The sequence below is a fragment of the Catenuloplanes sp. NPDC051500 genome (genome assembly GCF_044454585.1).
Taxonomy (GTDB): domain Bacteria; phylum Actinomycetota; class Actinomycetes; order Mycobacteriales; family Micromonosporaceae; genus Catenuloplanes.
This window is the reverse complement of sequence record NZ_JBITDX010000002.1, coordinates 495191-517527: the sequence shown is the minus strand read 5'-3', so window position 1 is coordinate 517527 and position 22337 is coordinate 495191. Positions and strand designations below refer to the sequence as shown.

Annotated in this window: 17 protein-coding genes, 1 tRNA gene and 1 pseudogene; 12 read left to right on the top strand and 7 right to left on the bottom strand. The window is 70.8% G+C overall.

Annotated elements, in window-relative coordinates; genetic code table 11:
* Window positions 1-277 precede the first annotated feature (277 nt).
* The 4 genes and pseudogenes from ACIA8K_RS05305 (at window position 278) to ACIA8K_RS05290 (ending at window position 5702) form a co-directional block, all read left to right on the top strand.
* Entirely contained in the window at window positions 278-1294 is a 1017-nt protein-coding gene (locus ACIA8K_RS05305; RefSeq protein ID WP_396055186.1) for a transporter substrate-binding domain-containing protein, read from the top strand.
* Window positions 1291-2382, top strand: coding sequence for a hypothetical protein (locus ACIA8K_RS05300; protein WP_396055184.1), 1092 nt, complete (start codon window positions 1291-1293; stop codon window positions 2380-2382). The genes ACIA8K_RS05305 and ACIA8K_RS05300 overlap by 4 nt, the downstream gene beginning before the upstream one ends.
* A 100-nt stretch (window positions 2383-2482) precedes the next feature.
* Window positions 2483-3193: pseudogene (locus ACIA8K_RS05295) on the top strand (PP2C family protein-serine/threonine phosphatase); the annotation flags it as partial.
* Window positions 3194-3371: 178 nt separating this feature from the next.
* Window positions 3372-5702 carry a putative bifunctional diguanylate cyclase/phosphodiesterase gene (locus ACIA8K_RS05290; protein ID WP_396055182.1) on the top strand — a complete coding sequence of 777 codons (2331 nt, stop codon included), beginning with the start codon at window positions 3372-3374 and terminating at the stop codon, window positions 5700-5702.
* 2460 nt (window positions 5703-8162) lie between these two features.
* Here ACIA8K_RS05290 and ACIA8K_RS05285 read toward each other — a convergent pair.
* Both ACIA8K_RS05285 and ACIA8K_RS05280 read right to left on the bottom strand, forming a co-directional pair.
* Window positions 8163-8582, bottom strand: coding sequence for an organic hydroperoxide resistance protein (locus tag ACIA8K_RS05285; protein ID WP_396055180.1), 420 nt, complete (start codon window positions 8580-8582; stop codon window positions 8163-8165).
* A 5-nt stretch (window positions 8583-8587) separates the two neighbouring features.
* The gene (locus ACIA8K_RS05280) at window positions 8588-9019 is read right to left on the bottom strand and encodes a MarR family winged helix-turn-helix transcriptional regulator (RefSeq protein ID WP_396055654.1); all 432 of its coding nucleotides are present in this window, start codon (window positions 9017-9019) and stop codon (window positions 8588-8590) included.
* A 137-nt stretch (window positions 9020-9156) separates the two neighbouring features.
* Here ACIA8K_RS05280 and uraD point away from each other — a divergent pair, with 137 nt between their 5' ends.
* From uraD to ACIA8K_RS05250, 6 genes are all read left to right on the top strand, one after another.
* Window positions 9157-9651: a 2-oxo-4-hydroxy-4-carboxy-5-ureidoimidazoline decarboxylase gene (gene uraD, locus ACIA8K_RS05275; protein WP_396055178.1), complete on the top strand. Its 495-nt coding sequence runs from the start codon at window positions 9157-9159 to the stop codon at window positions 9649-9651.
* Window positions 9648-9986, top strand: coding sequence for a hydroxyisourate hydrolase (gene uraH, locus ACIA8K_RS05270; RefSeq protein WP_396055176.1), 339 nt, complete (start codon window positions 9648-9650; stop codon window positions 9984-9986). Before uraD ends, uraH begins: the two co-directional genes overlap by 4 nt.
* A 2-nt stretch (window positions 9987-9988) precedes the next feature.
* Window positions 9989-10822, top strand: a complete 834-nt coding sequence (pucL, locus tag ACIA8K_RS05265; RefSeq protein ID WP_396055174.1) for a factor-independent urate hydroxylase — start codon at window positions 9989-9991, stop codon at window positions 10820-10822.
* Window positions 10819-11094 (top strand): hypothetical protein, encoded by a 276-nt coding sequence (locus tag ACIA8K_RS05260; RefSeq protein ID WP_396055172.1) that lies wholly within the window; start codon window positions 10819-10821, stop codon window positions 11092-11094. The genes pucL and ACIA8K_RS05260 overlap by 4 nt, the downstream gene beginning before the upstream one ends.
* 315 nt (window positions 11095-11409) lie before the next feature.
* Complete coding sequence (locus ACIA8K_RS05255; protein ID WP_396055652.1) at window positions 11410-12873, top strand: M28 family peptidase; 1464 nt, start codon at window positions 11410-11412, stop codon at window positions 12871-12873.
* A 28-nt stretch (window positions 12874-12901) separates the two neighbouring features.
* Window positions 12902-13504 carry a DedA family protein gene (locus ACIA8K_RS05250; protein ID WP_396055170.1) on the top strand — a complete coding sequence of 201 codons (603 nt, stop codon included), beginning with the start codon at window positions 12902-12904 and terminating at the stop codon, window positions 13502-13504.
* A 148-nt stretch (window positions 13505-13652) separates the two neighbouring features.
* On the opposite strand, the gene ACIA8K_RS05245 is transcribed toward ACIA8K_RS05250, so the two are convergent.
* Window positions 13653-13745: transfer RNA gene (locus ACIA8K_RS05245), tRNA-Sec, on the bottom strand.
* Window positions 13746-13805: 60 nt separating this feature from the next.
* Between ACIA8K_RS05245 and selD the strand changes: the two genes are divergently transcribed.
* Window positions 13806-14810: a selenide, water dikinase SelD gene (selD, locus tag ACIA8K_RS05240; protein WP_396055168.1), complete on the top strand. Its 1005-nt coding sequence runs from the start codon at window positions 13806-13808 to the stop codon at window positions 14808-14810.
* A gap of 110 nt (window positions 14811-14920) precedes the next feature.
* The gene (locus ACIA8K_RS05235) at window positions 14921-15622 is read left to right on the top strand and encodes a DUF2382 domain-containing protein (protein ID WP_396055166.1); all 702 of its coding nucleotides are present in this window, start codon (window positions 14921-14923) and stop codon (window positions 15620-15622) included.
* A 40-nt stretch (window positions 15623-15662) separates the two neighbouring features.
* On the opposite strand, the gene ACIA8K_RS05230 is transcribed toward ACIA8K_RS05235, so the two are convergent.
* Genes ACIA8K_RS05230 through fdh form a run of 4 tightly spaced genes read right to left on the bottom strand, consistent with a single transcriptional unit; the run spans window position 15663 to window position 22264 of the window.
* A complete protein-coding gene (locus tag ACIA8K_RS05230; RefSeq protein ID WP_396055164.1) occupies window positions 15663-16721 on the bottom strand; it encodes a Gfo/Idh/MocA family oxidoreductase in 1059 nt (352 codons plus the stop codon).
* Window positions 16718-18118, bottom strand: coding sequence for an NrfD/PsrC family molybdoenzyme membrane anchor subunit (gene nrfD, locus ACIA8K_RS05225; protein ID WP_396055162.1), 1401 nt, complete (start codon window positions 18116-18118; stop codon window positions 16718-16720). The genes ACIA8K_RS05230 and nrfD overlap by 4 nt, the downstream gene beginning before the upstream one ends.
* Window positions 18115-19017, bottom strand: a complete 903-nt coding sequence (locus tag ACIA8K_RS05220) for a 4Fe-4S dicluster domain-containing protein (RefSeq protein ID WP_396055160.1) — start codon at window positions 19015-19017, stop codon at window positions 18115-18117. The genes nrfD and ACIA8K_RS05220 overlap by 4 nt, the downstream gene beginning before the upstream one ends.
* On the bottom strand, window positions 19004-22264 hold the full coding sequence (gene fdh, locus ACIA8K_RS05215) for a formate dehydrogenase (RefSeq protein ID WP_396055158.1): 3261 nt from the start codon (window positions 22262-22264) through the stop codon (window positions 19004-19006). The genes ACIA8K_RS05220 and fdh overlap by 14 nt, the downstream gene beginning before the upstream one ends.
* Window positions 22265-22337: the final 73 nt, after the last annotated feature.

The window sequence follows — 22337 nt, the reverse complement described above, 5'->3', positions numbered from 1 at the left end:
GGAAGGATCCCCTCGTCAGTGGAGTCGAGCGTCGTCAAGCGTCCCGCCCCGAAGTGCGGATGGCTACTCCGCGGGCGGAAGTCACAGGCAGCTGCCAGTGACGGATGGTCTTACAGCACGTACATTCCTGTTTGCGTGCCGTGATCATTCGTGTCCTACGGTGACCCGGGGGCGGGGCACTCGTCCGGATTGTGGTCTGTCGTCGTGCCGCGTCTTAGGAGAACATGAACGCTCCATTGATTCGGCACGGGGTACGGGGTTCTTACGGGGGTGGGACGTGTCCGATGAGAAAGACTCCGGGGCGGGCGAGTCGGTTGCGAAGAGTGATGACGAAAAGCCGACAGTGGGACCGCATGAGCTGTGGATGCGCTTCCGCTTCGTGATCCTGGTGGGACTGTCGGTGCTCGTTGTGGTGGTGGCGGCCAGTTTCGTCTTCATCAGTCGTACCCCGTCGGTGGACGAGTTACGCGATCAAGCCGGACTCAACGGTAAACAGACACTGCGAATCGGCGTGAAGTTCGACCAGCCCGGGATTGCCGAGCGTCAGCCGGACGGCACGTTCAGCGGTTTTGATATTGAGATCGCATACCTGGTCGCGGAGGATCTCGGATTTCGCCGCAACGAAATCGAGTTCTACCAGATCCAGAGCGAAGATCGCGAACGCATGCAGGCGCAGACGCCCGACGGGGCGAACGTGGTGATCGTGGACCTGGTGGTCGCGAGTTTCAGCATCACCGATGACCGGGCGAAGACGCCCGGAGTCGCGTTCTCCGCGGCCTACCTCTACACCGAGCAGTCAGTTCTCACGCTCGGGGATCACCCGCCGGTCGCCACGCTCGAGGACCTGCGCGGCAAGAACGTGTGCAGCCTGGCCACGTCGTCGAGCGCGACAGCGGCGTTTGCGGCCGGCAATCTGGTGCGGTCCAAGCTGACGATCAGCGAGTGCGTGGCGGCGCTGCGGTCCGGCGAGGTGGAGGCGATCAGCACGGACGCCACAATCCTCGGCGGGATAAAGGCGAAAAATCCGGACTTGGCGCACTGGGACATCGGGCTGACGAACAACGAGGCGTACGGCATCAACGTCGGCGAGAACGCGGCGCTGCTCACCCTCGTCAACCTCAGCCTGTGGCACTCCCGCGAGGACCCGGACGACGACAGGTGGGAGGACGCGTTCGACCGGAACATCCGGGTGAACATCCCGCTCAACCCCGGTGTCCCGCTGGCCCGGCCCGAGCAGCCGCAGGTGGCGCCCAAGCCGGAGGTCCGCGAGTGGTTCTCCGGGGGCCTCGGGTGACCGCACCGGAGGACGGGTCCGCCCGGCCCCCGGTCAGCACGCGGGCGCAGCAACAGTGGCTGCTGTCGCTGCTCCCCGCGTTCCCGCTGGTCCTGCTTGTGCTGCGGCTGTGGTACCTCAGCCGGCAGGACCTCGCGACCATGCTGCTGCTGGTCCAGTACGTCAGCCCGCTCGGCCTCGTCACCTCGCTCACCATCACGCTTGTCTGGGTGGTCCCGGCCGTGGTGCTGCTGATCCGCGCGTTCGGCACGCTGCTGCTGATCAGCGCGCCCAGCCGGGACGACGCCTGCCGCTCGCTGCTCGCGGTGATCACGCTGCGCATGCCGGACTGGGCGGTCGTGGTCGCGGTGCTGCTCGCGGCGATCACCTGGCAGATGCGCTTCCTGCCCACGCTGCTGATGCTCGTCCTGCTGATCGTCGGGCTGACCACCTGGCTGCGCCGCCGCGACGACCCGATCGTCCTGCTGATCATGACCGTGGTGGTGCCCGGTGTGCTTGCGGCGCTTGCCTACGTCTGGCTCGGCCCCGCGATCGTGCAGGCCTTCCGGGCCGGGGAGGTCATCACCGGCCTGCTGCTGGCCGTACCGCCCGCGGTGGCGCCGCTGCTCTCCGGCCCGATCCCGCCCGGCGTCGCCCGCCTCGGCACGCACTGGGCCGCGGTCGCCGCGTCGCTTGTGGCGCCGTTCGCGGTCGGCGTGCTCTTCATGCGCGCGCCGATACTGCCGAACACCGCGATCGAGGCGACGGCCGGCGCGTTGATCCTCCCCGAGGCGGCCGAGGTGATCACTCCTGGAGGGGAAAAATCAACTGAAAATTCCGGCCGGGGGTACGAGGTGTGGCTCGGCCGGCTGATCACCGTGGACGACAGCATGATCACACTCATGGATGCCGACGGCCGGGTCCGGTTCATCCCGTCGTCCGCTGTACGGTCCCGTACGCTGTGTCCCGAGGCGGAGCAGGTGCCATCCAGCTCGGTCTACGTGCAGGGATGGTATGCGGAGGACACCGCACTGGAGTGGATGGCGCCGAAGCAGCGACGTACCGCACCGGACCCGCGATGTCAGGGACGCCCGGTGCGGACCGAATGATTCTGCCGCCGAACCCGGCGCACGACGCGTTCGGTTGGCGGACCATGATGGGATACCACCGCCTGGAGACAGGCCGACGACGATTTGGCAGGCTTCCGCCATGACCTTGCAGCTGCGATCCGCGGCGGTCACCGACCGCGGCCTCATCCGGAGCGGGAACCAGGACTGCGCCTACGCCGGGCGGTACCTGGCGGCCGTGGCCGACGGCATGGGCGGGATGGCCGCCGGCGAGGTGGCGAGCCAGCTCACCATCGAGGCCGTCGCGCCGTTCGACTCGCAGATCTCCGACGAGCAGCAGGTCGAGGCGCTGCACGCGATGGTGGAGGCGGCGAACGCGCGCATCCACGAGCACGTCGTGGCGAACCCGACGCTGCAGGGCATGGGCACCACGCTCACCGCGCTGCTCTACTCCGGCACCCAGTTCGCGCTCGTGCACGTGGGCGACTCCCGGGCGTACCTGCTGCGGGACGGCAAGCTCGTCCAGCTGACGCGCGACGACACGTACGTGCAGATGCTTGTGGACGAAGGCGTGATCACCGAGGACGAGGCGACCGTGCACCCGCGCCGGTCCGTGGTCACCCAGGCGCTGCAGGGCGAGGCGGTCGCGCCGGCCTACGCGAAGATCCCGCCGGAGGCCGGTGACCGCTGGCTGCTCTGCTCGGACGGGCTCTCCGGCGTGGTGACGCTTGAGACCATGGCGGAGACGCTCACCGACTTCCCGGACATGCAGGAGTGCGCGAAGCGGCTGATCGATCTCGCGCTGCGCGCCGGCGGCCCGGACAACATCACTGTGGTGCTCGTCGACCTGGTCGACGGTGCCGCCGAGCCCGACCCGCAGGGCGCCACCTGCGCGGCCGAGCCGGCCGAGTCGGCCCCGGCCGAGCAGGCCGCGTAACGGGTGAGGCGGCGCCGAATCGCGCCGCGGCGAGACCTGCGGTAGGTTACTCACCGGTCGTTGACCTGCGGCCTTTCGATGCCCGGTGAGTGTGATGACCTCTACGCGCCTCGCGACCGCGATGCTGCCCCTCGCCGACGCCCCCGCGCGACCGCGCGCCCGGTTCGGGGTCGTGGCCACCGCCACGCTGCTCACGGTCGCGCTCGTCGTCGCCGTGAACGCAACAGGCGTGCTGCCCGGCCCGGCCGGCGTCGCGCTTGACAACCTGGCACAGCTGGTCGCCGGCGTGGTGGCGGCGGTCTGCTGCCTGGTCACCGCGCGTGGTGCGACCGGTGCCGCGCGCACCTGGCGGCTGCTGATCGGCCTCGGCATGGCCGGCTGGTCCGCGGGCCAGCTGATCTGGACGCTCGACCAGCTGTCCGGCGGCGACTATCTGCCCGGCCCGGCAACGGCCGAGCTGGGCTACCTGTCGCTGCCGGTCTTCGCGCTCTGGGCGCTGCTGACAGTCGCGGCCGCCACGCCGCGCCGCGTGCTCGGCCCGTCCCGGCGGGCCCGGCTGACCGCGATGCTCGACGTGGTCATCGTGCTCGGCTCCGTGGTCATGCTCTCCTGGGCGCCGGTCCGGGCGCTGCTGCACACCGCGGACGGGCTGCCCAGCGCGGTCGTGGCCGGCGTCGCCCACCTGGTGATGGACGCGTTGCTCGGCGTGCTGCTGGCGCTGCTGCTCGCGGTCCGGCAGCCGCCCCGTCCGCTGCGCCCGCAGATGCTGCTGCTCGGCGGCGGACTGGTCGCGCTCACCATCGCGGACGGCTTCTACGCCTACCTGGTGTCAGCGGACGCGGACCGGATGCTTCCGCTGCACAGCGCGGGCTGGATCCTCGGACCGGCGCTGATCGCGCTCGCCGCGCTGGCGCACACGCCGCCGGACGACCGGGCGTCCAGCACCGGCGACACCGACGGGGTGTTCCTGCTGCTCCCGCTGCTGCCGGTGGTCGCGACAGGCGTCACGATCGCGATCCGCACGCTTGTCGGGCACCCGCTGACCTGGCCGGAGGTGGCGCTCGGCTGGCTCGGCCTGCTGCTGGTGATCGCGCGCCAGCTGATGACCATCGTGGACAACCGGGCGCTGCTGATCTCGGTGGCGGAGGCGCGGCGCCGGCTCGCGCACCAGGCCGCGCACGATCCACTGACCGGTCTGGCCAACCGTGAGCTGTTCAACAAGCGGCTGACCGCTGCCGTCGACGCGCACCGGGAGGAGGGCCGGCCGATCGCGTTGATCTTCGTGGACCTGGACGACTTCAAGTTCGTCAACGACAGCTTCGGGCATGCGGCAGGCGACCGGATGCTCCAGGAGATCGCGGCCCGGCTGCAGCGCTGCGTACGCCGCGACGACACGGTGGCCCGGCTGGGCGGCGACGAGTTCGCGGTGCTGCTCGAGGCGGACCCGGGCGCGCCCGGCCTGGTGGGGGAACGGATCCTGGCCGCGCTCCGCGAACCGGTGCCTGTGGACGGGAAGCCGGTCACGATCGCGGCGAGCGTGGGCGTGGTCGCGCCGGAGCCGTACGACATCGGCCTCACCGGCGACGCACTGCTGCGTCGGGCGGACGCCGCCATGTACGCGGGCAAGCGCGCCGGCAAGAACATGATGGTCCGGTACGCCGGCACCCGCGACGGCGGCGGCGACGCGGACCTGCCCGGCCTGCTCGCCGAGGCGCTCGCGGCCGAGCCGGCGTCCTCCGGCTTCGCCGTGCACTACCAGCCGATCGTCGATCTCCGGAACGGCGGCACCGTGCTGGCCGTCGAGGCGCTCGCCCGGTGGACGCACCCGGACCTCGGCGTGATCGGCCCCGACGTGTTCGTCTCGGTCGCCGAGCGGGCCGGCCTGGTCGCCGCACTCGACGACTTCGTTCTTGACACCGCGTGCCGGGACGCCCGCGGCCTGGCCGCGCTGTACGGCGGCGACGTGGCCGTACACGTCAACGTGTCCGCCGGCCGGCTCGGCCGCCCGGAGCTGGAGTCCGCCGTGCGGGACGCGCTGCACCGCCACGACCTGCCGCCGGAGCGCCTGATCCTGGAGATCACCGAGACCAGCCGGATCGCGGACCTGTCCGCGGCGGTGGCAGCAGCCGAGCGGCTGACCGCGCTCGGCGTTCGGCTCGCGCTCGACGACTTCGGCACCGGCTTCAACACGCTCGCCCAACTGCACGCGCTCCCGGTCACCATCGTGAAGCTGGACGCAACGCTGACCACGGCGGACGACCGTTCCCGCACGCTGATCCGGTCGGTGCTGACGATCTGCCGCGAGATGGGCGCCTCAGTGATAGCCGAGGGCATCGAAAGGGAGCCACAGGCAGCGGCGCTCGCCGATCTGGGATGCCCGCTCGGCCAGGGCTACCTCTACGGTGCCCCGGTCCCTCTCAGCTGAGCCACGGCCGACTCCCAAACACCAAAACCGAAGTTTCAAGTTCGTGCTGTCCCACTTCCGACGCAGTGCGGCACCGTTCCTCCCGACTCCGGTGCGCATGCCGGTGCGGCTCAGCTTTCCCTTGACCAGACCCAACGCTTGCGCGAAATATCAAGATAAATCCCCCTGCCGGTACGAGGCCGCCGCCATCACTCTCCAACAGTCGATAGATCAGCGGCCAGGTGTGGCTTGTGCACGTCATCCGCGCCAAATAACGTGCTCACCCCTCACCTGACGCCTCGCCCCTCACCACTTCTCCGCATTTCACCCATTTCCCGCCCGTGCCGCCTGGCGTGTACCGTGCCGCCTGGCGTCTACCGTGCCGCCTGGCGTCTGCCCGTGCCGCCTCGCGTCTGCCCGTGCCGTGCCGCCCCGTGCCGCCCCGTGCCGTGCCGCCCCGTGCCGTGCCGTGCCGCCCCGCGCCGCCTACCCCGCCATCCCGCGCCGCCTGCCCCCGCCCTTGCCCTGCCTTGCCTTTGATCCTGTGTGGTGTGCGCAGCACACAAAGGTGACCGCCTGGCTGCCCCGTCTGCCATCGACCCGCCCTTCGGGGAGCAGATCATCGGCAGGGCCGCCACCAACGAGCCGCACCAACACCACCCAGCGCAACCAACGGCACGCGCTCACCAACGGGCCGGAACCCGGCGAACCCAGCGTGACCAGCAGACTCGTAAGAACCGATCAAGACGGCGCCAACACCACCCAGCCTGGCGGCCCTGCCGATGATCTGCTCGGCTCTGCCCGGGTCGATGGCAGACGGGGCAGACAGGCCACACGAAACCCAACCACAGACAGGCTTTAGCAGCGAAGCTGGCTGCGTTTTCGGTTGCCCCGGAGCCGGAGTGCTCCTCCCGGAGGGCCGCCGGAGGCAAAGAAACCGCAGCCAACCCTTCTCACGTCACCAACAGATTGAAGTGTCGGGCTGAGCGCGCACCGCCGCCGAGCAGCACATAGCAAGACCTCGGGCCGCACCGCGCCGGTTGGCCTCGGCTCGGGTGATCGCAAGGGCCGGCACCGAAGCCGGGAGCTGCCGAAAGCCAGTCGATCTCGGCTCTCGTGTGCCGCCGCGCCGGGGCCACGGCAGCTTGGGCGAAATTGGTTCGTTTTTTGGGGATTCCGCGTCCATCTGATGGGATGCAAGATCCTTGCGGCTCTGGTGGCCCTTATTCGAGCGCGATAGGGGCCACCAGAGCCGCAAGGATCTTGACGTGGGCCTTACTGATCTTTCGGCGTCAGGATGAACGCGTAAAGCGGTACCGGTTCGTCCGAGTTTGCGCTTCCAGGGGGCGTCGTCATGACGAAATGTCGGGCGGGCAGCGCCTCCTGACCGAGAACCTGCATGAGGCGGGTCGTGAGCATTGACGTATTCGGATCCGATGTGGTTCCGCGTTGGTGCCCGGCCCTGAGGCCTGCCGATTGCCGCGACCGGCCCGCACACTTGTGGACCGTGGTGCCTCGGTGCCGGTCCTTGCGCCCGCCCAAGCCGCAGTCGCCTCGACTCGCAGCCGCTGAGACGACGGCCGTGCGGCTTTCGCGCTCCGCAAGTACAACGACCAGCCGGAACGACTCACCAAGACCCACCCTTTCGACCGGGGGCCGAGACGGCCGGACGCGAATGGGCAACAGAGTCGCTCCTGCGGGCAAACCTCGCTGCCCATCGAGACTCCGCTTCGCGTCGCTTGCTGCTGCGCATCCGAGCCGGTCCCGCCCTGGTCAGCGAAGACACGCGATCAGTCGGGCGATGGCGACCAGATCCCGCCGCCCAGTGTTGGTCGTCTTGGCCGTCGCGCCCGCGGTTGGCGTCGCAGTTTCCGGCGCCGGCCGCCCTGATCGGCGACCGGCGTCGCGTTTCTGGGCGTTGGCCGTCCGGGTCGTTGTGCCAGCGGATGGCATTGCGATTCTCGGGGTCGGCCGCCCTAGGCTGGCGCACTGACGTCCGGGGGCGAGTTCCTCGGCTTTGGCGACTTGGTCGTCATGCTGGCGGTTGGCGTCGCGTTTCACGGCGTCGGCCGCCCGGGCCGGCGCACGAGCGGCGGGAGCGCATTCTGGGCGCTGGTCGTTGTGCCGGCGTCGGCCGCCCCGGGCCGGCGCACTGGCGGCGGGAGCGCGTTTCTGGGCGCTGGTCGTTGTGCCTGCGGTTGGCGTCGCGATTCCCGGGGTCGGCCGCTCTAGGCTGGCGCACTGGCGCACTGGCGTCCGGGGCGCGTTTCTCGGGGTCGGCCGTCTTGGTCGTCGTGCTGGTGGTGGGCGTTGCGATTCCCGGTGACGGTCGTTGCGGATGGCGTCGACTGCTGAGGTCTTGGGGTCAGAGGTGGTGCCGGCGACGATCGGGCGCTCCCGTGACCGATATGCCGCGCTACAGCCCGCAGCAGGGCTGGAGCGTGGTCTGGCCCTGCTGGCGGACGCTGTAGCCGGTGCGCATCAGATGTGGATGATCTGGACGTCGATGTTGCCGCGGGTGGCGTTGGAGTAGGGGCAGGCCTGCTCGGCGGCGTCGGTGAGGGCCTTGGCGGCGGTCTCGTCGACGGTAGGCAGGGCGACCTCGAGGATCACGGACAGGCCCAGCGCGGGCGTGCCCTCGGCGCGGCCGAGGCCCACCTTCGCGGTGACTGTGGATGCGCCCAGGTCTAGCTTGTCCCGGCGGGCGATCATGCGCAGCGCGGAGTGGAAGCATGCGGCGAAGCCGGCGGCGAACAGTTGCTCCGGGTTGGTGGCGCCGCCCGCGCCGCCGAGCTCCTTGGGGGCGGCGACCGGGAAGTCGATCAGGCCGTCGCTGGACTTGACGGCGCCGTTGCGCCCGTCGCCGGACGACGTGACCTCGGCTGTGTAGATGGCGGACATCTGTATCACTCCTTCGTACCGTGGATGGTGTTGGTGATCTTGTTGAGTGTCTGATGCAACTGGGCGTACTCCTCCAGGGAGATGCCCAGGCTGCCGGCGATCGTCATCGGGATGGCCGCGCACTCGGTGCGCAGCTCACGGCCGGTGTCGGTGAGCCGGACCTCGACCACGCGCTCGTCGGCGGCGCGCCGCTCGCGCCGGATCAGGCCGGCGGCTTCGACGCGCTTGAGCATCGGGGAGAGGGTGCCGGAGTCCAGCCGTAGCGTGGCGCCGAGTTCCTTGACGGTGACCGGCTCGTCCGGGTGTTCCCAGAGCACGAGCAGCACCAGGTATTGCGGGTAGGTGAGGCCGACACGGTCGAGGATCGGCCGGTAGAGGTCGGTCACCGCGCGGGACGCGGAGTAGAGCGCGAAGCAGAGCTGGTACCGCACACCCATGCCGATCGCCCGATCATCCGTCACCCGGCAAAGGTAGCCCACAATTTAGTTGTGCACAACCGAAGCGTTCGTTTCCGGCGCGCAAAATGGTGATCAAAGAGCTTCATGATCGATGGCTTGGCTGGTTGACTGTCCGGGTGACGCTCGCCGACTTCAACCAGCTCCCGGTGGAACAGGCGCGCGAGGAGCTGCGCACCTGCTGCGCCTCGACCCGCTGGGCGACCGAGGTGGCGGCGCGCCGGCCGTACCCCGGGATTGATCCCCTGTTGAGCGTCAGCGATGCCGTGCTGGCCGTGCTGACCTGGGACGACGTGCTTGAGGCGCTCGCCGCCCACCCGCGGATCGGGCAGCGGGTGACCGGCGGGGACCGGGAAAGCGCCTGGTCGCGGCGCGAACAGTCCGGGATGGACGATTCCCCCGATGACGTACGCGCCGCGCTGGCCGAGGCGAACGCGGACTACGAGGAGCGGTTCGGGCACGTGTTCCTGATCTTCGCGAGCGGCCGGTCCGACGTGGAGATGCTTGCCGCGGCGCGGGAACGGCTCGGCAACGACGAAGCGGCCGAGCGTCGCGTGGTGCACGGTGAGCTGACGAAGATCGTGCGGCTGCGGCTGGAGAGGCTGTTCGGATGACCGAGTACGCGAGCATCTCCACGCACATTCTGGACACCGTCTCCGGTGAGCCGGCCCGCGGCGTCTACGTGCGGCTGGAGCGGCGGGACGCGGACGGCTGGGCGCAGATCGCGGAGGGACGCACGGACGACGACGGGCGGCTGCGCGAGTGGGCGCCGGTCAACGCGTGGCAGGTGGGCGGGTTCCGGCTGGTCTTCTACGTCGAGCCGTACCTCGGGGGGAACGCGTTCTTCCCGGAGATCACCATCGCGTTCCACGTCCATGACCCGCACCGGCACTACCACGTGCCGTTGCTGCTCAGCCCGTACGGCTACACCACCTACCGAGGGAGCTGACCGTGGCGATCGTGCTCGGGCCGAACAGGTACGGCAAGGCCGAGACCCGGGTCGTACGGGTGGTCCGCGACGGCGGCACCCACACGATCACCGACCTGAACGTCAGCGTCGCGCTCTCCGGTGACCTCTCCGCCACGCACCTGACCGGCGACAACGCCAACGTGCTGCCGACCGACACCCAGAAGAACACGGTGTACGCGTTCGCGAAGCGGCACGGCGTGGCCTCGCCGGAGGCGTTCGCGCTGCTGCTGGCGCGGCATTTCACGTCGTCGCAGCCCACGATCGGCACCGCACGGGTGGAGATCGAGGAGTACCCGTGGAACCGGCTTGGGCCGCACTCGTTCTCCCGGGACGGGTCCGCCGTGCGTACCGCCGCGGTGGTGGTGTCCTCCGGGAGCACCGAGATCACCGGTGGCCTGGCCGGGCTGACGCTTCTCAACTCCACAGACTCGGAGTTCACCGGGTTCATCGTGGACGACTACACGACGCTTGCCGAGACGTCGGACCGGATCCTGGCCACCGCGGTGGACGCCACCTGGCGCTTCGCCGCGGCCGAGGCGGACTTCAACGCGGTCCACGTCGCCGCCCGGGACGCGCTTGTCGCGGCGTTCGTGGGCACCTACAGCCACTCGCTGCAGCAGACGCTCTACGCGATGGGTACGGCCGTGCTTGAGGCCTGCCCCGACCTGGTGGAGGTCCGGCTGCGACTGCCGAACAAGCACCATTTCGTCGTGGACTGCACGCCGTTCGGCCTGGACGCGGCGGCCGAGGTGTTCCATGCGGACGACCGGCCGTACGGCCTGATCGAGGGCACGGTGCTGCGGGACCCCGCATGACGCCGCGCGCGCTTGGGGACGCGTCGGTGGCGTTCGCGCGCCGGGAGCTGGCCCGCGGGTCTGACGTGCGCGACGTGTTCGCCTGGCTCGCGGGCAACGGGCGGAGCGCGCGGGCGGCGGCGCGGGCGGTGTGCCTGGCGCTGGGCGTGGAGCAAGCGGAGGCGGAGCGCAGGCTGGCCGCGGCGGGCCTGCGCGACGAGGGCGCGGTCGAGGCGGACATGATCGAGGACCTGGCGGATCTGCTCGCCGCGTCCGGGCTGTTCGCGCGCTGATCTCGTACCCCCGCGGGGGTTGTGGGTTTCCTTAAGTCTTCGCCGGAATCAAACCGGACCGCGGCAGAAGGCCGGCACCGCTCCGCGGCAGTCGATAACGTCGCGCCCATCATCCACGCATGATGTGTTTTCCCTGGTCGACGGGGGAATGAGCGGCATCTGAAGGAATTGATGCACCGCTATTGATAACGCCCGGGGGAGTGGGGAGCCTCGCGGGAGCGCCCACCGGCGCTCCGCAATCCCTACACCCCCGGGGAGATCCACTTGCTGCACCTCGAAAGACGGCACGTAGCGGCCGCCGCCGCGTTGCTGATCATGCCGGCCGGCGCGTTCCAGGCGCCCGCGGACGACGCGGCGGCGCCGGACATCTCGGTCACCGCGGTGAAGGCGCACCTCACCCAGCTGCAGTCGATCGCGACCGCCAACGGCGGGAATCGCGCGCACGGCCGCCCCGGCTTCCTCGCCTCGATCAATTACGTCAAGGGCCAGCTGGACGCGGTCGGCTACACCACTGTCGTGCAGTCGTTCACCTACGGCGGGTCCACCGGCTACAACCTGATCGCGGACTGGCCGGGTGGCGACACCAGCGACGTGCTGATGACCGGCGCGCACCTGGACAGCGTGACCGCCGGGCCGGGCATCAACGACAACGGCAGCGGCTCGGCGGCGATCCTGCAGAGCGCGCTCGCGGTGGCGCAGACCGGCTTCACGCCGGACCGGCACCTGCGTTTCGGCTGGTGGGGCGCGGAGGAGCAGGGACTGCGCGGCTCGACGTACTACGTGAACAACCTGTCCGCGGCCGCGCGGGCGCAGATCACCGGATACCTCAACTTCGACATGGTCGGGTCGCCGAACCCGGGCTACTTCGTCTACGACGGCGACAACTCGGACGGCACCGGTTCCGGCCCCGGCCCGGCCGGAAGCGCGGAGATCGAGGACGTGATCGAGGGCTACTTCGCCGGGATCGGCGTACCCACCCGCGGTACCGACTTCGACGGGCGCAGCGACTACGGGCCGTTCATCGCGGTCGGGATTCCCGCTGGTGGCACGTTCACCGGCGCGGAGGGCACCAAGACCAGCGCACAGGCCACGCTCTGGGGCGGCACCTCGGGCGCGCGCTTCGACCCGTGCTACCACGCGTCCTGCGACACCACGGCCAACATCAACGACACCGCGCTGGACCGGAACGCGGACGCGATCGCGCACTCGATCTGGACGCTCGCCTCCGGGGGTGGAACCCCTGGAACGCAGGTCTGGGCGGACGGCCTGGAGACCGCGATCGGCTGGACCGTCAACCCGGACGGGTCCGACACCGCCACCGCCGGTGTGTGGGAGCGCGGCACGCCCGGCACTACCAGCTCCGGCGTGGCGACCCAGCTCGCGGCGCGTACCGGCGGATATGACCTGGTCACCGGCGCGGCGGCGGGCAGTAGTGCGGGTGCGAACGATGTCGACGGCGGCATCACAAGCGTCCGGTCGCCCGCGATCACGCTGCCGTCGTCCGGCACGCTGACGCTGTCGTTCTCGTACTACCTGTCGCACCTGAGCAACTCCAGCAGTGCTGACTACCTGCGGGTACGGGTGGCCGGCAGCACCACGAGCACCGTGCTCACCGTGTCCGGCGCCGCGTCCGACCGGGCCGCCTCCTGGTCCGCCGCGAGCGTGAACATCTCCGCGTTCGCCGGCCAGTCGGTCCGGATCCTCATCGATGCGGCCGACGCGTCCACGGCCAGCCTGGTCGAGGCGGCCGTCGACGATGTGGTGATCACGCAAAGTTGACCCTGTGGAACGGGTAGCGTCGGCAGTCGTGCACGATCTCGTTGACTGGCTGTCGACGCTGCCACCCGCCGCGATCGCCGCCGTCGTGTTGCTGATCATCGGCGGCGAGAGCATGGGTATCCCGCTCCCCGGCGAACTGGCGCTGATCTCCGCGTCGCTGCTCTCGGTAAGCGCCGGCTTCAGCCCGTGGTACATCGCTGTCGGCGCGGCGACCGGCGCGATCATCGGCGACTCGATCGGCTACGGCATCGGCCGCCGCGGCGGGCGCCCGCTGCTGATCCGCCTCGGCCGCCGCTTTCCCAAACACCTCGGCCCGCCGCACCTGGCCCGCGCGGAACAGGTCTTCGCCCGATGGGGCGTCTGGGCCGTGTTCTTCGGCCGTTTCATCGCGCTGCTGCGCATCCTGGCCGGCCCGCTCGCCGGCGCGCTTCACGTGCCCTACGGCCGCTTCCTGATCGCGAACGGCGCCGGCGGCCTGGTCTGGGCGTTCGGCACCGTCTTCTTCATCGTCTGGGTCGGCGAGGCCGCCGAGCGCTACCTCAAGGACTTCGCCTGGACCGCGCTCCTGGTCACCACGCTCTTCGGCTTCGCGTCCACCTGGTTCATCCGCACCCGCACCAAAACCGCCTGACCTCGCCCTGCCCGCCGAAAGGCGTCGCGCGCCGGGTTCGGCTCTGGGCGGAACCGCCGCGGAACCGGAGCCCGCGGGAGCGTGCGGGCCGCGACCACCGCGGAAGTGGGAAGACCTGCTCGAAGAATGTGATCTTCGGGAGGGGGAGCGAAGGCGGACGGGAATCGAACCCGCCTGACCGAGAGACTCGGTCACACCGATTTTGAAGATCGGGGAGGGCACCAGCCACTCGATCGCCTTCTCCGGCACCCTAGCAAGCTGAACCGGGCGGTCCGGCGGGAGGCGTGGCAGAGTCGGACGGATGACGACGACCAAGCAGGGACGGCTTACCGGGTATGCGCACGGCGGCGGCTGCGCCTGCAAGATTCCGCCGGGTGAGTTGGAGGCGGTCGTTGCGGGGCTGTGGGGCGGGCCGGGCGAGGCGGAGCGCGACCTGATCGTCGGGCTGGACGACGGGGACGACGCGGCGGTGGTACGGATCGGGCCTGATCGCGCGGTGGTGTCGACCGCTGACTTCTTCACGCCGGTGGTCGACGACGCCTACGACTGGGGGCGGATCGCGGCCGCCAACGCGCTGTCCGACGTCTATGCGATGGGCGGCACGCCGATCGTGGCGATCAATCTGCTGGCCTGGCCGCGGGACCTGCTGCCGATGGAGCTGGCGGCGGAGGTGCTGCGCGGCGGCCTGGACGTGGCGCGCGGGGCCGGCTGTCCGGTGGCGGGCGGGCACAGCGTGGACGACCCGGAGCCGAAGTACGGCATGGCGGTCACCGGCCTGGTCGACCCGGCCCGCCTGCTGCGCAACGACGCGGGGCGGCCCGGCGTGCCGCTGACGCTTACCAAGCCGCTCGGGCTCGGCGTGCTCAACAGCCGGCACAAGTCGACAGGTGAGCCGTTCCCGCAGGCGGTGGCCACGATGACCACGCTGAACCGGGACGCGGCTGAGGCAGCGGTAGCGGCGGGGGCGGTCTGCGCGACGGACGTGACCGGGTTCGGACTGCTCGGCCACCTGCACAAGCTGGCCCGGGCCAGCGGCGTCACCGCGTTCGTGGACTCGTCCGCCGTGTCGTACCTGGACGGGGCCCGGGCTGCGCTTGCGGACGGCTTCGTCAGCGGGGGCACCCGCCGCAACCTTGAGTGGGTACGCCCGCACCTGGCCGCGGACGGCGTGTCCGAGGACGAGTTGCTGCTGCTCGCGGACGCGCAGACCTCGGGCGGGCTGCTTGTCGCGGGCGAGGTGCCGGGCTACCCGGTGATCGGCGAGCTGCGCGCGGCGGAGGACGGCCGCACGCTCGTCGTCGTCTAGGCGCCTGAACGGCACTCACTCATGTCACCTTTCGTGTCCGGACAGTTCACGCTGCGCAACCCGGGTATCGCCTCGTTGTCCGCATTTTTGAGACACAGTGAGGAGCAGCCGTGAGCATCGCGTCCGAGCACTGGAGTTCCCTGCCCGACCGGACCGTCTACGACCGCGACGGGGACCGGGTCGGCACCGTCCGGCAGGTGTGGTCCGGCCGGAACGGTACCGAGGCCGAGTGGATCAGCGTCCGCACCGGCTTCTTCGGCCTGCATGACACGCTCGTCCCGCTCGCCGCCGCCGATCTGCGGGACGGCGCGCTGTTCGTGCCCTACGACAAGTCCACGATCACGTCGGCGCCGCGGATCGAGACCGAGGACGACGAGCCGCTCGACGCCGAGGGCGTGCAGCAGGTCTACGAGTACTACGCCGCCACCGGCCGGCACCACGAGAGCGGTGACGACGACGCGATGACCCGCTCGGAGGAGCGGCTCGACGTCGGCACCGAACGGCACGCGACCGGAACCGCCCGGCTGCGCAAGTACGTGGTCACCGAGGATGTGAGGACCACGGTGCCGGTGCAGCGGGAGAAGATCCGCCTGGAGCGCGAGCCGATCACCGACGCGAACCGGGACGACGCCTACTCCGGCCCGGACATCGGCGAGGCCGAGCACGAGGTCACGCTGCACGCCGAACGCCCGGTGGTCCGCACCGAGGCGGTCCCGGTCGAACGGGTGCGGCTCGGCACCGAGACGGTCGAGGAGGAGGAGACGGTCAACGGCCGCGTCCGTAAGGAGCGGATCGAGACGGACCGGCGCTGAGTGAGCCGGGGCGCCGGATCGAAGCCCACCGGCGCCCCGGTCAGCCGGACCGTGACCAGGCCTCCGCGGTCGTCATGACCGGCCGGTCGCGCGTGGCGGACTCCTCGATCGCTAGCCCGATCAGGTGGTCCTGGGCCGCCTCGGCCAGGGGATACGGCGGCGGCCCGTCCCCGCGCACCCACGCGGCCGTCGAGGAGAGCAGCGCTGCCGTGGCGATCTCGTCGTCGTTCCAGCGCCGCCCCTCGTCGGGATTGCTCCACAGCACCTCGGCGCCGAACGTGATCGCCGACGTGTCGTACCCGTTGAGGTCCAGGTCGTGCCCGGTCTGCCGGCGGATAAGCGGTGTGCGGGCGATCCCGCGCGGCCCGGTCAGGTGGGTGATCTCGTCGTCCCGCAGCTCGCCGTGGGTGCCCCGGACCAGCAGCCGCCGGAACCGCAGCTGATTGCGCGTCTGCCCGGTGGTGAAGTCGTAGAGCCCCGACCCGGCCGCGCCGAAGTCGAGCGTGGCGATCGTGGTGACCGCGGTGCGCGGCGTCGTCTCGCCGGTCCAGCCGCCCCGGTCCAGCGGGTGCAGCAGCGGCGCCTCGGTCCGGCTCGCCCGCACCACCGCAGGCGCGTGCCCGGCCCCGAGCAGCCCGCGGATCAGCGCGACCGCGTGGTAGAGCTGTGTGGACGAGACCTGCACCTGGGTGGGCGTGCCGATGAGCCCGGCCCGGACCGCGGCAGCGCGGGCCGCGTGCGACGGCATCAACGGGTACTGCTCCGCGACCTGCACCAGCCCGCTGTCGCCGGCGTCGGCCCAGAGCGCGCGCAGCGCATCGAGGTCCGGCGCCGGGGGCGTCTCGGCCAGCACCGGCATACCGCGCGCGACACATGCCCGGATCAGGGCCGGGTTCTCCGCCGGTGGCACCGCGGTGACCACGAAGTCCGGCCGCGCTCGGTCAAAAAGAGCCGATAAAGACGGATATGAGGGTACGGGGAGTGCGCGCGGCGACCGGACGACCGCGCCGACACAGTCCAGGTCGTCAAGCGCGGTGGAGACGCGGTGCAGCGTCGCCGCCCGGAAGCCGAAGCCGACAAGCGCGAACGACGTGGTCATGCGGTCGGGTCGCGGTGCTTGTGCTCGTGCTCCGCGGCAGGACGGCGGCCGCCGAGCTCCGGCCCACCCCCGGCGACCACATCGTCATCGGGCGTCGCGGTGCTGCTGCCGAGCGCCACAGCGCTGCTCGACGTCGCGGCGCTGCTGGGCGTGGCGGTGCTGTTGGGCGTGGCGGTGCTGTTGGGCGTGGCGGTGCTGCTGGGCGTGGCGGTGCTGCTGGGCGTGGCGGTGCTGCTCGGCGTCGCGGTGCTGCCGAGCGCCACAGCGCTGCTCGGCGCCACAGCGCTGCTCGGCGTCGCGGTGCTGCTGGGCGTTGCGGTGCCTCCGTCGGCGGCAGCGATCCCGGCCCGGGCCGCCACCCGCGCGCGCTGCGGCACCACCGTGTACTTCGGGTCCTTCGCCGAGGCCACCCCGCCGTCGAAGACACCGAACCGGGTCGCGGCGGAGCCGGCCAGCAGCGCGGCCCCGGCGAGCGCGGACAGCACCCGGCTGCGCCGCCCGAGCACCGCACCGGCCGCGCCCGCGACGGTGAGCACCCGGCTGAGACGCAGCAGCCGTCCCGCCCAGCCCTGCCGGTAGGGCTCGCTGAGCAGCCCGAGCCGGTGCTCCATCCGCTGCGAGGCGGCGATCTCCAGCGCGGCGCCGGCCACCGCCATCCGTACCGCCGGCTGGTTCTGGGTTGTCGGAGCGGCGATCAGGCCGACCGCGGCGCCGCTGGCCAGTGCGCTGCCACCGAAGACGAACGGGAGTTCCGGGTAGGCCTCGTGCCAGGACGGCGTGGCGGTGTCCGCAAGCAGCACCGCGGTGTAGGTGGCGAGCGCGGGCGCGGCGGCCGCGGCGGCGAGACCTGCCGCGCGCCCGGTGACCGGCAGCGCACGCCGGACCAGGCGAAGCGGGCCGCGGTCCGGGAGCAGCGCGGGCCCGAGCTCGGCCGCCGCGGCGACAGCTGCCGCGCCGCCGAACGCGGACAGGATCCAGGTGCCCATCGACATCGGCGAGGTCGGCTTGGCGACGCGAAGCATGTGGTGGAAGCGGGCCGGCCGGCCGAGGTCCGCGATCAGGAAGTACGTGCTTGCCCCGAGCGCGCCGAGCGCGGTCAGCCGCCCGGCACGGCGCAGCGCGGGCCGCCCGGTCAGGTCGCCGCCGGCGCCGAGCAGCGCGGACCCGGCCGCGAGCCCGCCGGTGAACAGGTAGGCGGCCACGTCGTGCGTCCACACCGGCGCCTTGACGACAGGGCGGCCGTAGTAGCTGCGGAACTCGGCCTCCGGGACCATCAGCTCCTCACGTGACCTGCCGCGACCGCGACCGCGACGCACGTCCCGCTCGGCGCTCCGGGCCACCGGCAGGCCGTCCTTGCCCGGCCCCGGTGCGGCGCCTGTGGTGCCGCCCGCGCTCATCGCCGGCCGCCGAGGAACGAGGCCGCCACCACGCCCGCCATCGTCAGCGCCGCCATGCCCGCATGCTTCCACATCGACGGCAGGTCCCGGGTGGTCACGATCGGGTCCGGCGGCAGCCCGTAGACCTCGGGCTCGTCCAGGAGCAGGAAGAACGCGCCGTCGCCGCCCACCCCGTCGTTCTCGTCGTGCCCGTAGAGCCGGGCCGTGGTCTCGCCCGCGGCGCGGAGCGCGTCCACCCGCTCGGAGGCGCGTTCCCGCAGCTCGGACAGCTCGCCGTACTGGATGGACTCGGTCGGGCAGGCCTTGGCGCAGGCGGGGGTGAGACCGTCGCCGATCCGGTCGTAGCAGAGCGTGCACTTCCAGGCCCGGCCGTCGTCCTTACGCTGGTCGACCACGCCGTACGGGCAGGCCGGAATGCAGTAGCCGCACCCGTTGCAGACGTCCTCCTGCACCACGACAGTGCCGAACTCGGTCCGGAACAGCGCGCCGGTCGGGCAGACGTCCAGGCAGGCCGCGTGCGTGCAGTGCTTGCACACGTTGGACATCATCAGCCAGCGGAAGTCCGGCCGGCTCTCGCCCGGTGGGGGTCCCATGCCGGGCATGCCGAGGCCGACCGCGGGTGCGGCCCCCGCGCCACAGCCGCCCGCCGGCGCCGACTGCTCGATGAACTCCACCGCCCGCCACGAGTTCGCCGACAGCCCGCCGGTGTTGTCGAAGGACTGGCCGAGCAGGTCGTACCCGTCCGCGGGCACTCCGTTCCACTCTTTGCAGGCGACCTCGCAGGCCTTGCAGCCGATGCACACGCTGGTGTCGGTGAAGAAGCCCATCCGGGGCGGCGCGTCGGTGTATCCGGCGTCCGGCGCGGGATCGAGCGGACCGTAGAGGCTACCCATCGTCATCCCCGGTCAGAATCGGCGTTACATGGTCATCGGTCAGTCCCGCACGCCGCCGGTAGGCGGCCACGTAGGACAGCAGCTCGGGACCGCGAGGCCGCCGCCCCGGCACCAGGTCACAGGTGCCGATCTTGCTCTCCTGGATGAGCGTGTTCGGGTCGAGCGTGAGGCCGAACAGGTCGTTTGTGGAGTCGCCGGTGACCAGGCCGTTCGCGCCGAAGTGGTACGGCAGCCAGATCTGGTGCACGACCCGCCCCTCCACGCGCAGCGGCCGCATCCGTTCGGTGACGAAGACGCGGGCCTCCACGGCGGACCGCCCGGTCACCAGGTGCGCCCAGTCCATGTGTGCCAGCCCCAGCTCCGCGGCCAGCTGCGGCGACACCTCGACGAACAGCCCCGGTTGCAGCTCCGCCAGGTACGGCAGCGTGCGGCTCATCCCGCCGGCCGTGTGGTGCTCGGTGAGCCGGCTGACCGTGAAGATGTACGGGAAGACCTCGCTGTGCGGCTCCGGCGGGCTCGGGTTGATCACGTTGTCCGCGCGCACGTAGATCTTCCGCGTCGGGTTCGCCTGCTGGGTGTAGAGCGGGTTGCGGATCGGCGACTCGGCCGGCTCGTAGTGTGTCGGCATCGGGCCGTCGATCAGCCCGCTCGGCACGTACAGCCAGCCCTTCCCGTCGCCCTGCATGATGAACGCGTCGTCGCCCGCGATCGCCTCCGGCCCGCTCGCTCCCTCCGGCGGCCGGTACGACGGCGGCTTGGTCTTCTCGAAGTCCGGCACGTCCTTGCCGGTCCACTCGCCGGCCTCCTCGTCCCACCAGACGTAGGCCTTGCGCGCAGACCAGGGCCGGCCGTCCGGGTCGGCAGATGCCCGGTTGTAGAGCGTGCGGCGGTTCGCCGGCCAGGCCCAGCCCCACTCGGTCGCGACCTCGTCCTGCTCGTCGCGGGGCTTGCGCCGGGCCGCCTGGTTGACGCCGTCCTTGAACACGCCGGTGTAGATCCAGCAGCCGCCGAGCGTGCTCCCGTCGTCGCGCATCTCCGTGAACGCGGACAGCGGGCGGCCGGTCGCCGTCTCGTACCCGTTGATCTCCTTGAGGACCGACTCAGCGCTCGGCTCGTCGTGCTCCCCGTGCACCGGATAGTCCCAGGCGAGATCCAGCACCGCCCGGTCACGCGGCAGTGTCGAGCCCGACAGACGCGCACGCACCATGCGGCCCAGGTGGTAGAAGAACCACAGCTCGGAGCGGCAGTCCTGCGGCGGCTCGACGGCCTTCTCCCGCCACTGCAACAGCCGCTGCGTCTGGGTGAACGTGCCCTCCTTCTCCACGTGGCTCGCGGCCGGAAGCAGGAACACCTCGGTCCGGCAGGTCTCCGGCGTGATCTCCCCGGTCTCCACCTCCGGCCCGTTCTTCCAGAACGTGGCGCTCTCGATCTCGTAGAGGTCGCGCACCACCAGCCAGTCCAGGTTCGCCATGCCGAGCCGCTGCGCCTTGCCGTGCGCGGAGCCGACAGCCGGGTTCTGCCCGAGCAGGAAGTACCCCTTGATCTTCCCGTCGATCATGTTCAGGACCTGCTGGTACGTGCCGTGGTCGCCGGTCAGTCGCGGCAGCCACCCGTACCCCCAGTCGTTCTCCGGGGTGGCACTGTCGCCCCAGTAGGCCTTGAGCAGGTTGATCGCGTAGGCGCGCGCGTGCGCCCAGAACCCTTTCTGCCCCGGGTGCCGGATGCTGTCCACCCACTCGTCGAACGTGTCGTGCCGCCCGGCCGTCGGCATCGGCAGGTACCCCGGCAGCAGGTTGAACAGCGTGGGGATGTCGGTGGAGCCCTGAATGCTCGCGTGCCCGCGCAGCGCCATGATCCCGCCGCCCGGCCGCCCCATGTTGCCGAGCAGCAGCTGGATGATCGCGCCGGTCCGGATGTACTGCACCCCGACGCTGTGCTGCGTCCAGCCCACCGAGTAGACAAGCGCCGTGGTCCGCTCCCGGCCGGAGTTCCGCGTCCAGGCCTCACAGACCTTCACGAACTCATCAGCGGGTACGCCGGTGAGGCTCTCGACCAGCTCCGGCGTGTAGCGGGCGAAGTGACGCTTGAGGATCTGGTAGACGCAGCGCGGGTCCTGGAGCGTCTCGTCCCGCTGTGTCTCCGCCGGGATCGGCGGCCCGTGGGACTCCTGCTGAAGGCCGGCCGCGGTCTCCCGCTGCGCGTGCGACTCCTCCTCGCTGTCCTCGGTCCGCTCCTGGTGCCCCGCGTAGTTCCAGCTGCCCTGGTCGTAGACGTTCTTCTCCGGGTCGTAGCCGGAGAAGAGCCCGTCCAGATCCTCGGTGTCCCGGAAGTCCTCATCGATGATCGTGGCCGCGTTCGTATACGCAAGCACGTACTCCCGGAAGTCCAGCTCGTTGTCCAGGATGTAGCGCACGATGCCGCCGAGGAACGCGATGTCCGCACCGGCCCGGATCGGGACGTGCCTGTGCGCCATCGCGCTGGTCCGGGTGAACCGCGGGTCGACATGGATGATCGTCGCGCCGCGCTTCTTCGCCTCCATCACCCACTGGAACCCGACCGGGTGCGCCTCGGCCATGTTGGAACCCTGGATGATGATGCAGTCCGCGTTAGCCAGGTCCTGCTGGAACCCGGTGGCCCCGCCACGGCCGAAAGAAGTCCCCAGACCGGGAACGGTGGCGGAGTGTCAAATGCGCGCCTGGTTCTCGATCTGGATCGCGCCCATCGCGGTGAAGAGCTTCTTGATCAGATAGTTCTCTTCGTTGTCGAGCGTGGCGCCGCCAAGGCTCGCGATGCCGAGCGTGCGATTCAGCGGCCGGCCGTGCGCGTCGCTGTCCTCCCAGGTCTGCTCGCGCGCGGCCACCACCCGGTCGGCGATCATCTCCATCGCCGTGTCCAGGTCCAACTCCTCCCAGTCGGTGCCGAACGGCCGCCGGTAGCGGACCTTCGTCACCCGGGACGGGCTGGTGACCAGGCTCTTGCTGGCCGACCCCTTCGGGCAGAGCCGCCCGCGCGAGATCGGGCTGTCCGGGTCGCCCTCGATCTGGGTGACCGCGCCGTCCCTCACGTAGACGCGCTGGCCGCAGCCGACCGCGCAGTAGGGGCACACGGACTTCGCCACGGAGTCGGCGGTCTCGGTGCGCGCGGTCAGGCCCTTCGACCGCGCGGACTGCGCCGCCGCACCCCGCCCGAGCGGGTCGGTGCCGGTGAGCTGCCGCCACACGGGCCAGCCCTCGATGAAGGTCTTCATCCCCACGGCGCTCACCTCCCTGCGCCCTGTCTACCCCGTCGATCGCGCGCTAACCACCCCTTCTCCGGTAGAACCTGTT

Excerpts from the sequence above, each read along its gene's own strand:
- ACIA8K_RS05255 (WP_396055652.1), top strand. The coding sequence starts at position 11,410 with ATGCCGGCCGGCGCGTTCCAGGCGCCCGCGGACGACGCGGCGGCGCCG.
- ACIA8K_RS05285 (WP_396055180.1), bottom strand. The coding sequence starts at position 8,582 with ATGTCCGCCATCTACACAGCCGAGGTCACGTCGTCCGGCGACGGGCGC.
- ACIA8K_RS05260 (WP_396055172.1), top strand. The coding sequence starts at position 10,819 with ATGACGCCGCGCGCGCTTGGGGACGCGTCGGTGGCGTTCGCGCGCCGG.
- selD (WP_396055168.1), top strand. The coding sequence starts at position 13,806 with ATGACGACGACCAAGCAGGGACGGCTTACCGGGTATGCGCACGGCGGC.
- ACIA8K_RS05230 (WP_396055164.1), bottom strand. The coding sequence starts at position 16,721 with ATGACCACGTCGTTCGCGCTTGTCGGCTTCGGCTTCCGGGCGGCGACG.
- uraH (WP_396055176.1), top strand. The coding sequence starts at position 9,648 with ATGACCGAGTACGCGAGCATCTCCACGCACATTCTGGACACCGTCTCC.
- ACIA8K_RS05280 (WP_396055654.1), bottom strand. The coding sequence starts at position 9,019 with ATGGGTGTGCGGTACCAGCTCTGCTTCGCGCTCTACTCCGCGTCCCGC.
- ACIA8K_RS05220 (WP_396055160.1), bottom strand. The coding sequence starts at position 19,017 with ATGACGATGGGTAGCCTCTACGGTCCGCTCGATCCCGCGCCGGACGCC.
- nrfD (WP_396055162.1), bottom strand. The coding sequence starts at position 18,118 with ATGAGCGCGGGCGGCACCACAGGCGCCGCACCGGGGCCGGGCAAGGAC.
- ACIA8K_RS05290 (WP_396055182.1), top strand. The coding sequence starts at position 3,372 with ATGACCTCTACGCGCCTCGCGACCGCGATGCTGCCCCTCGCCGACGCC.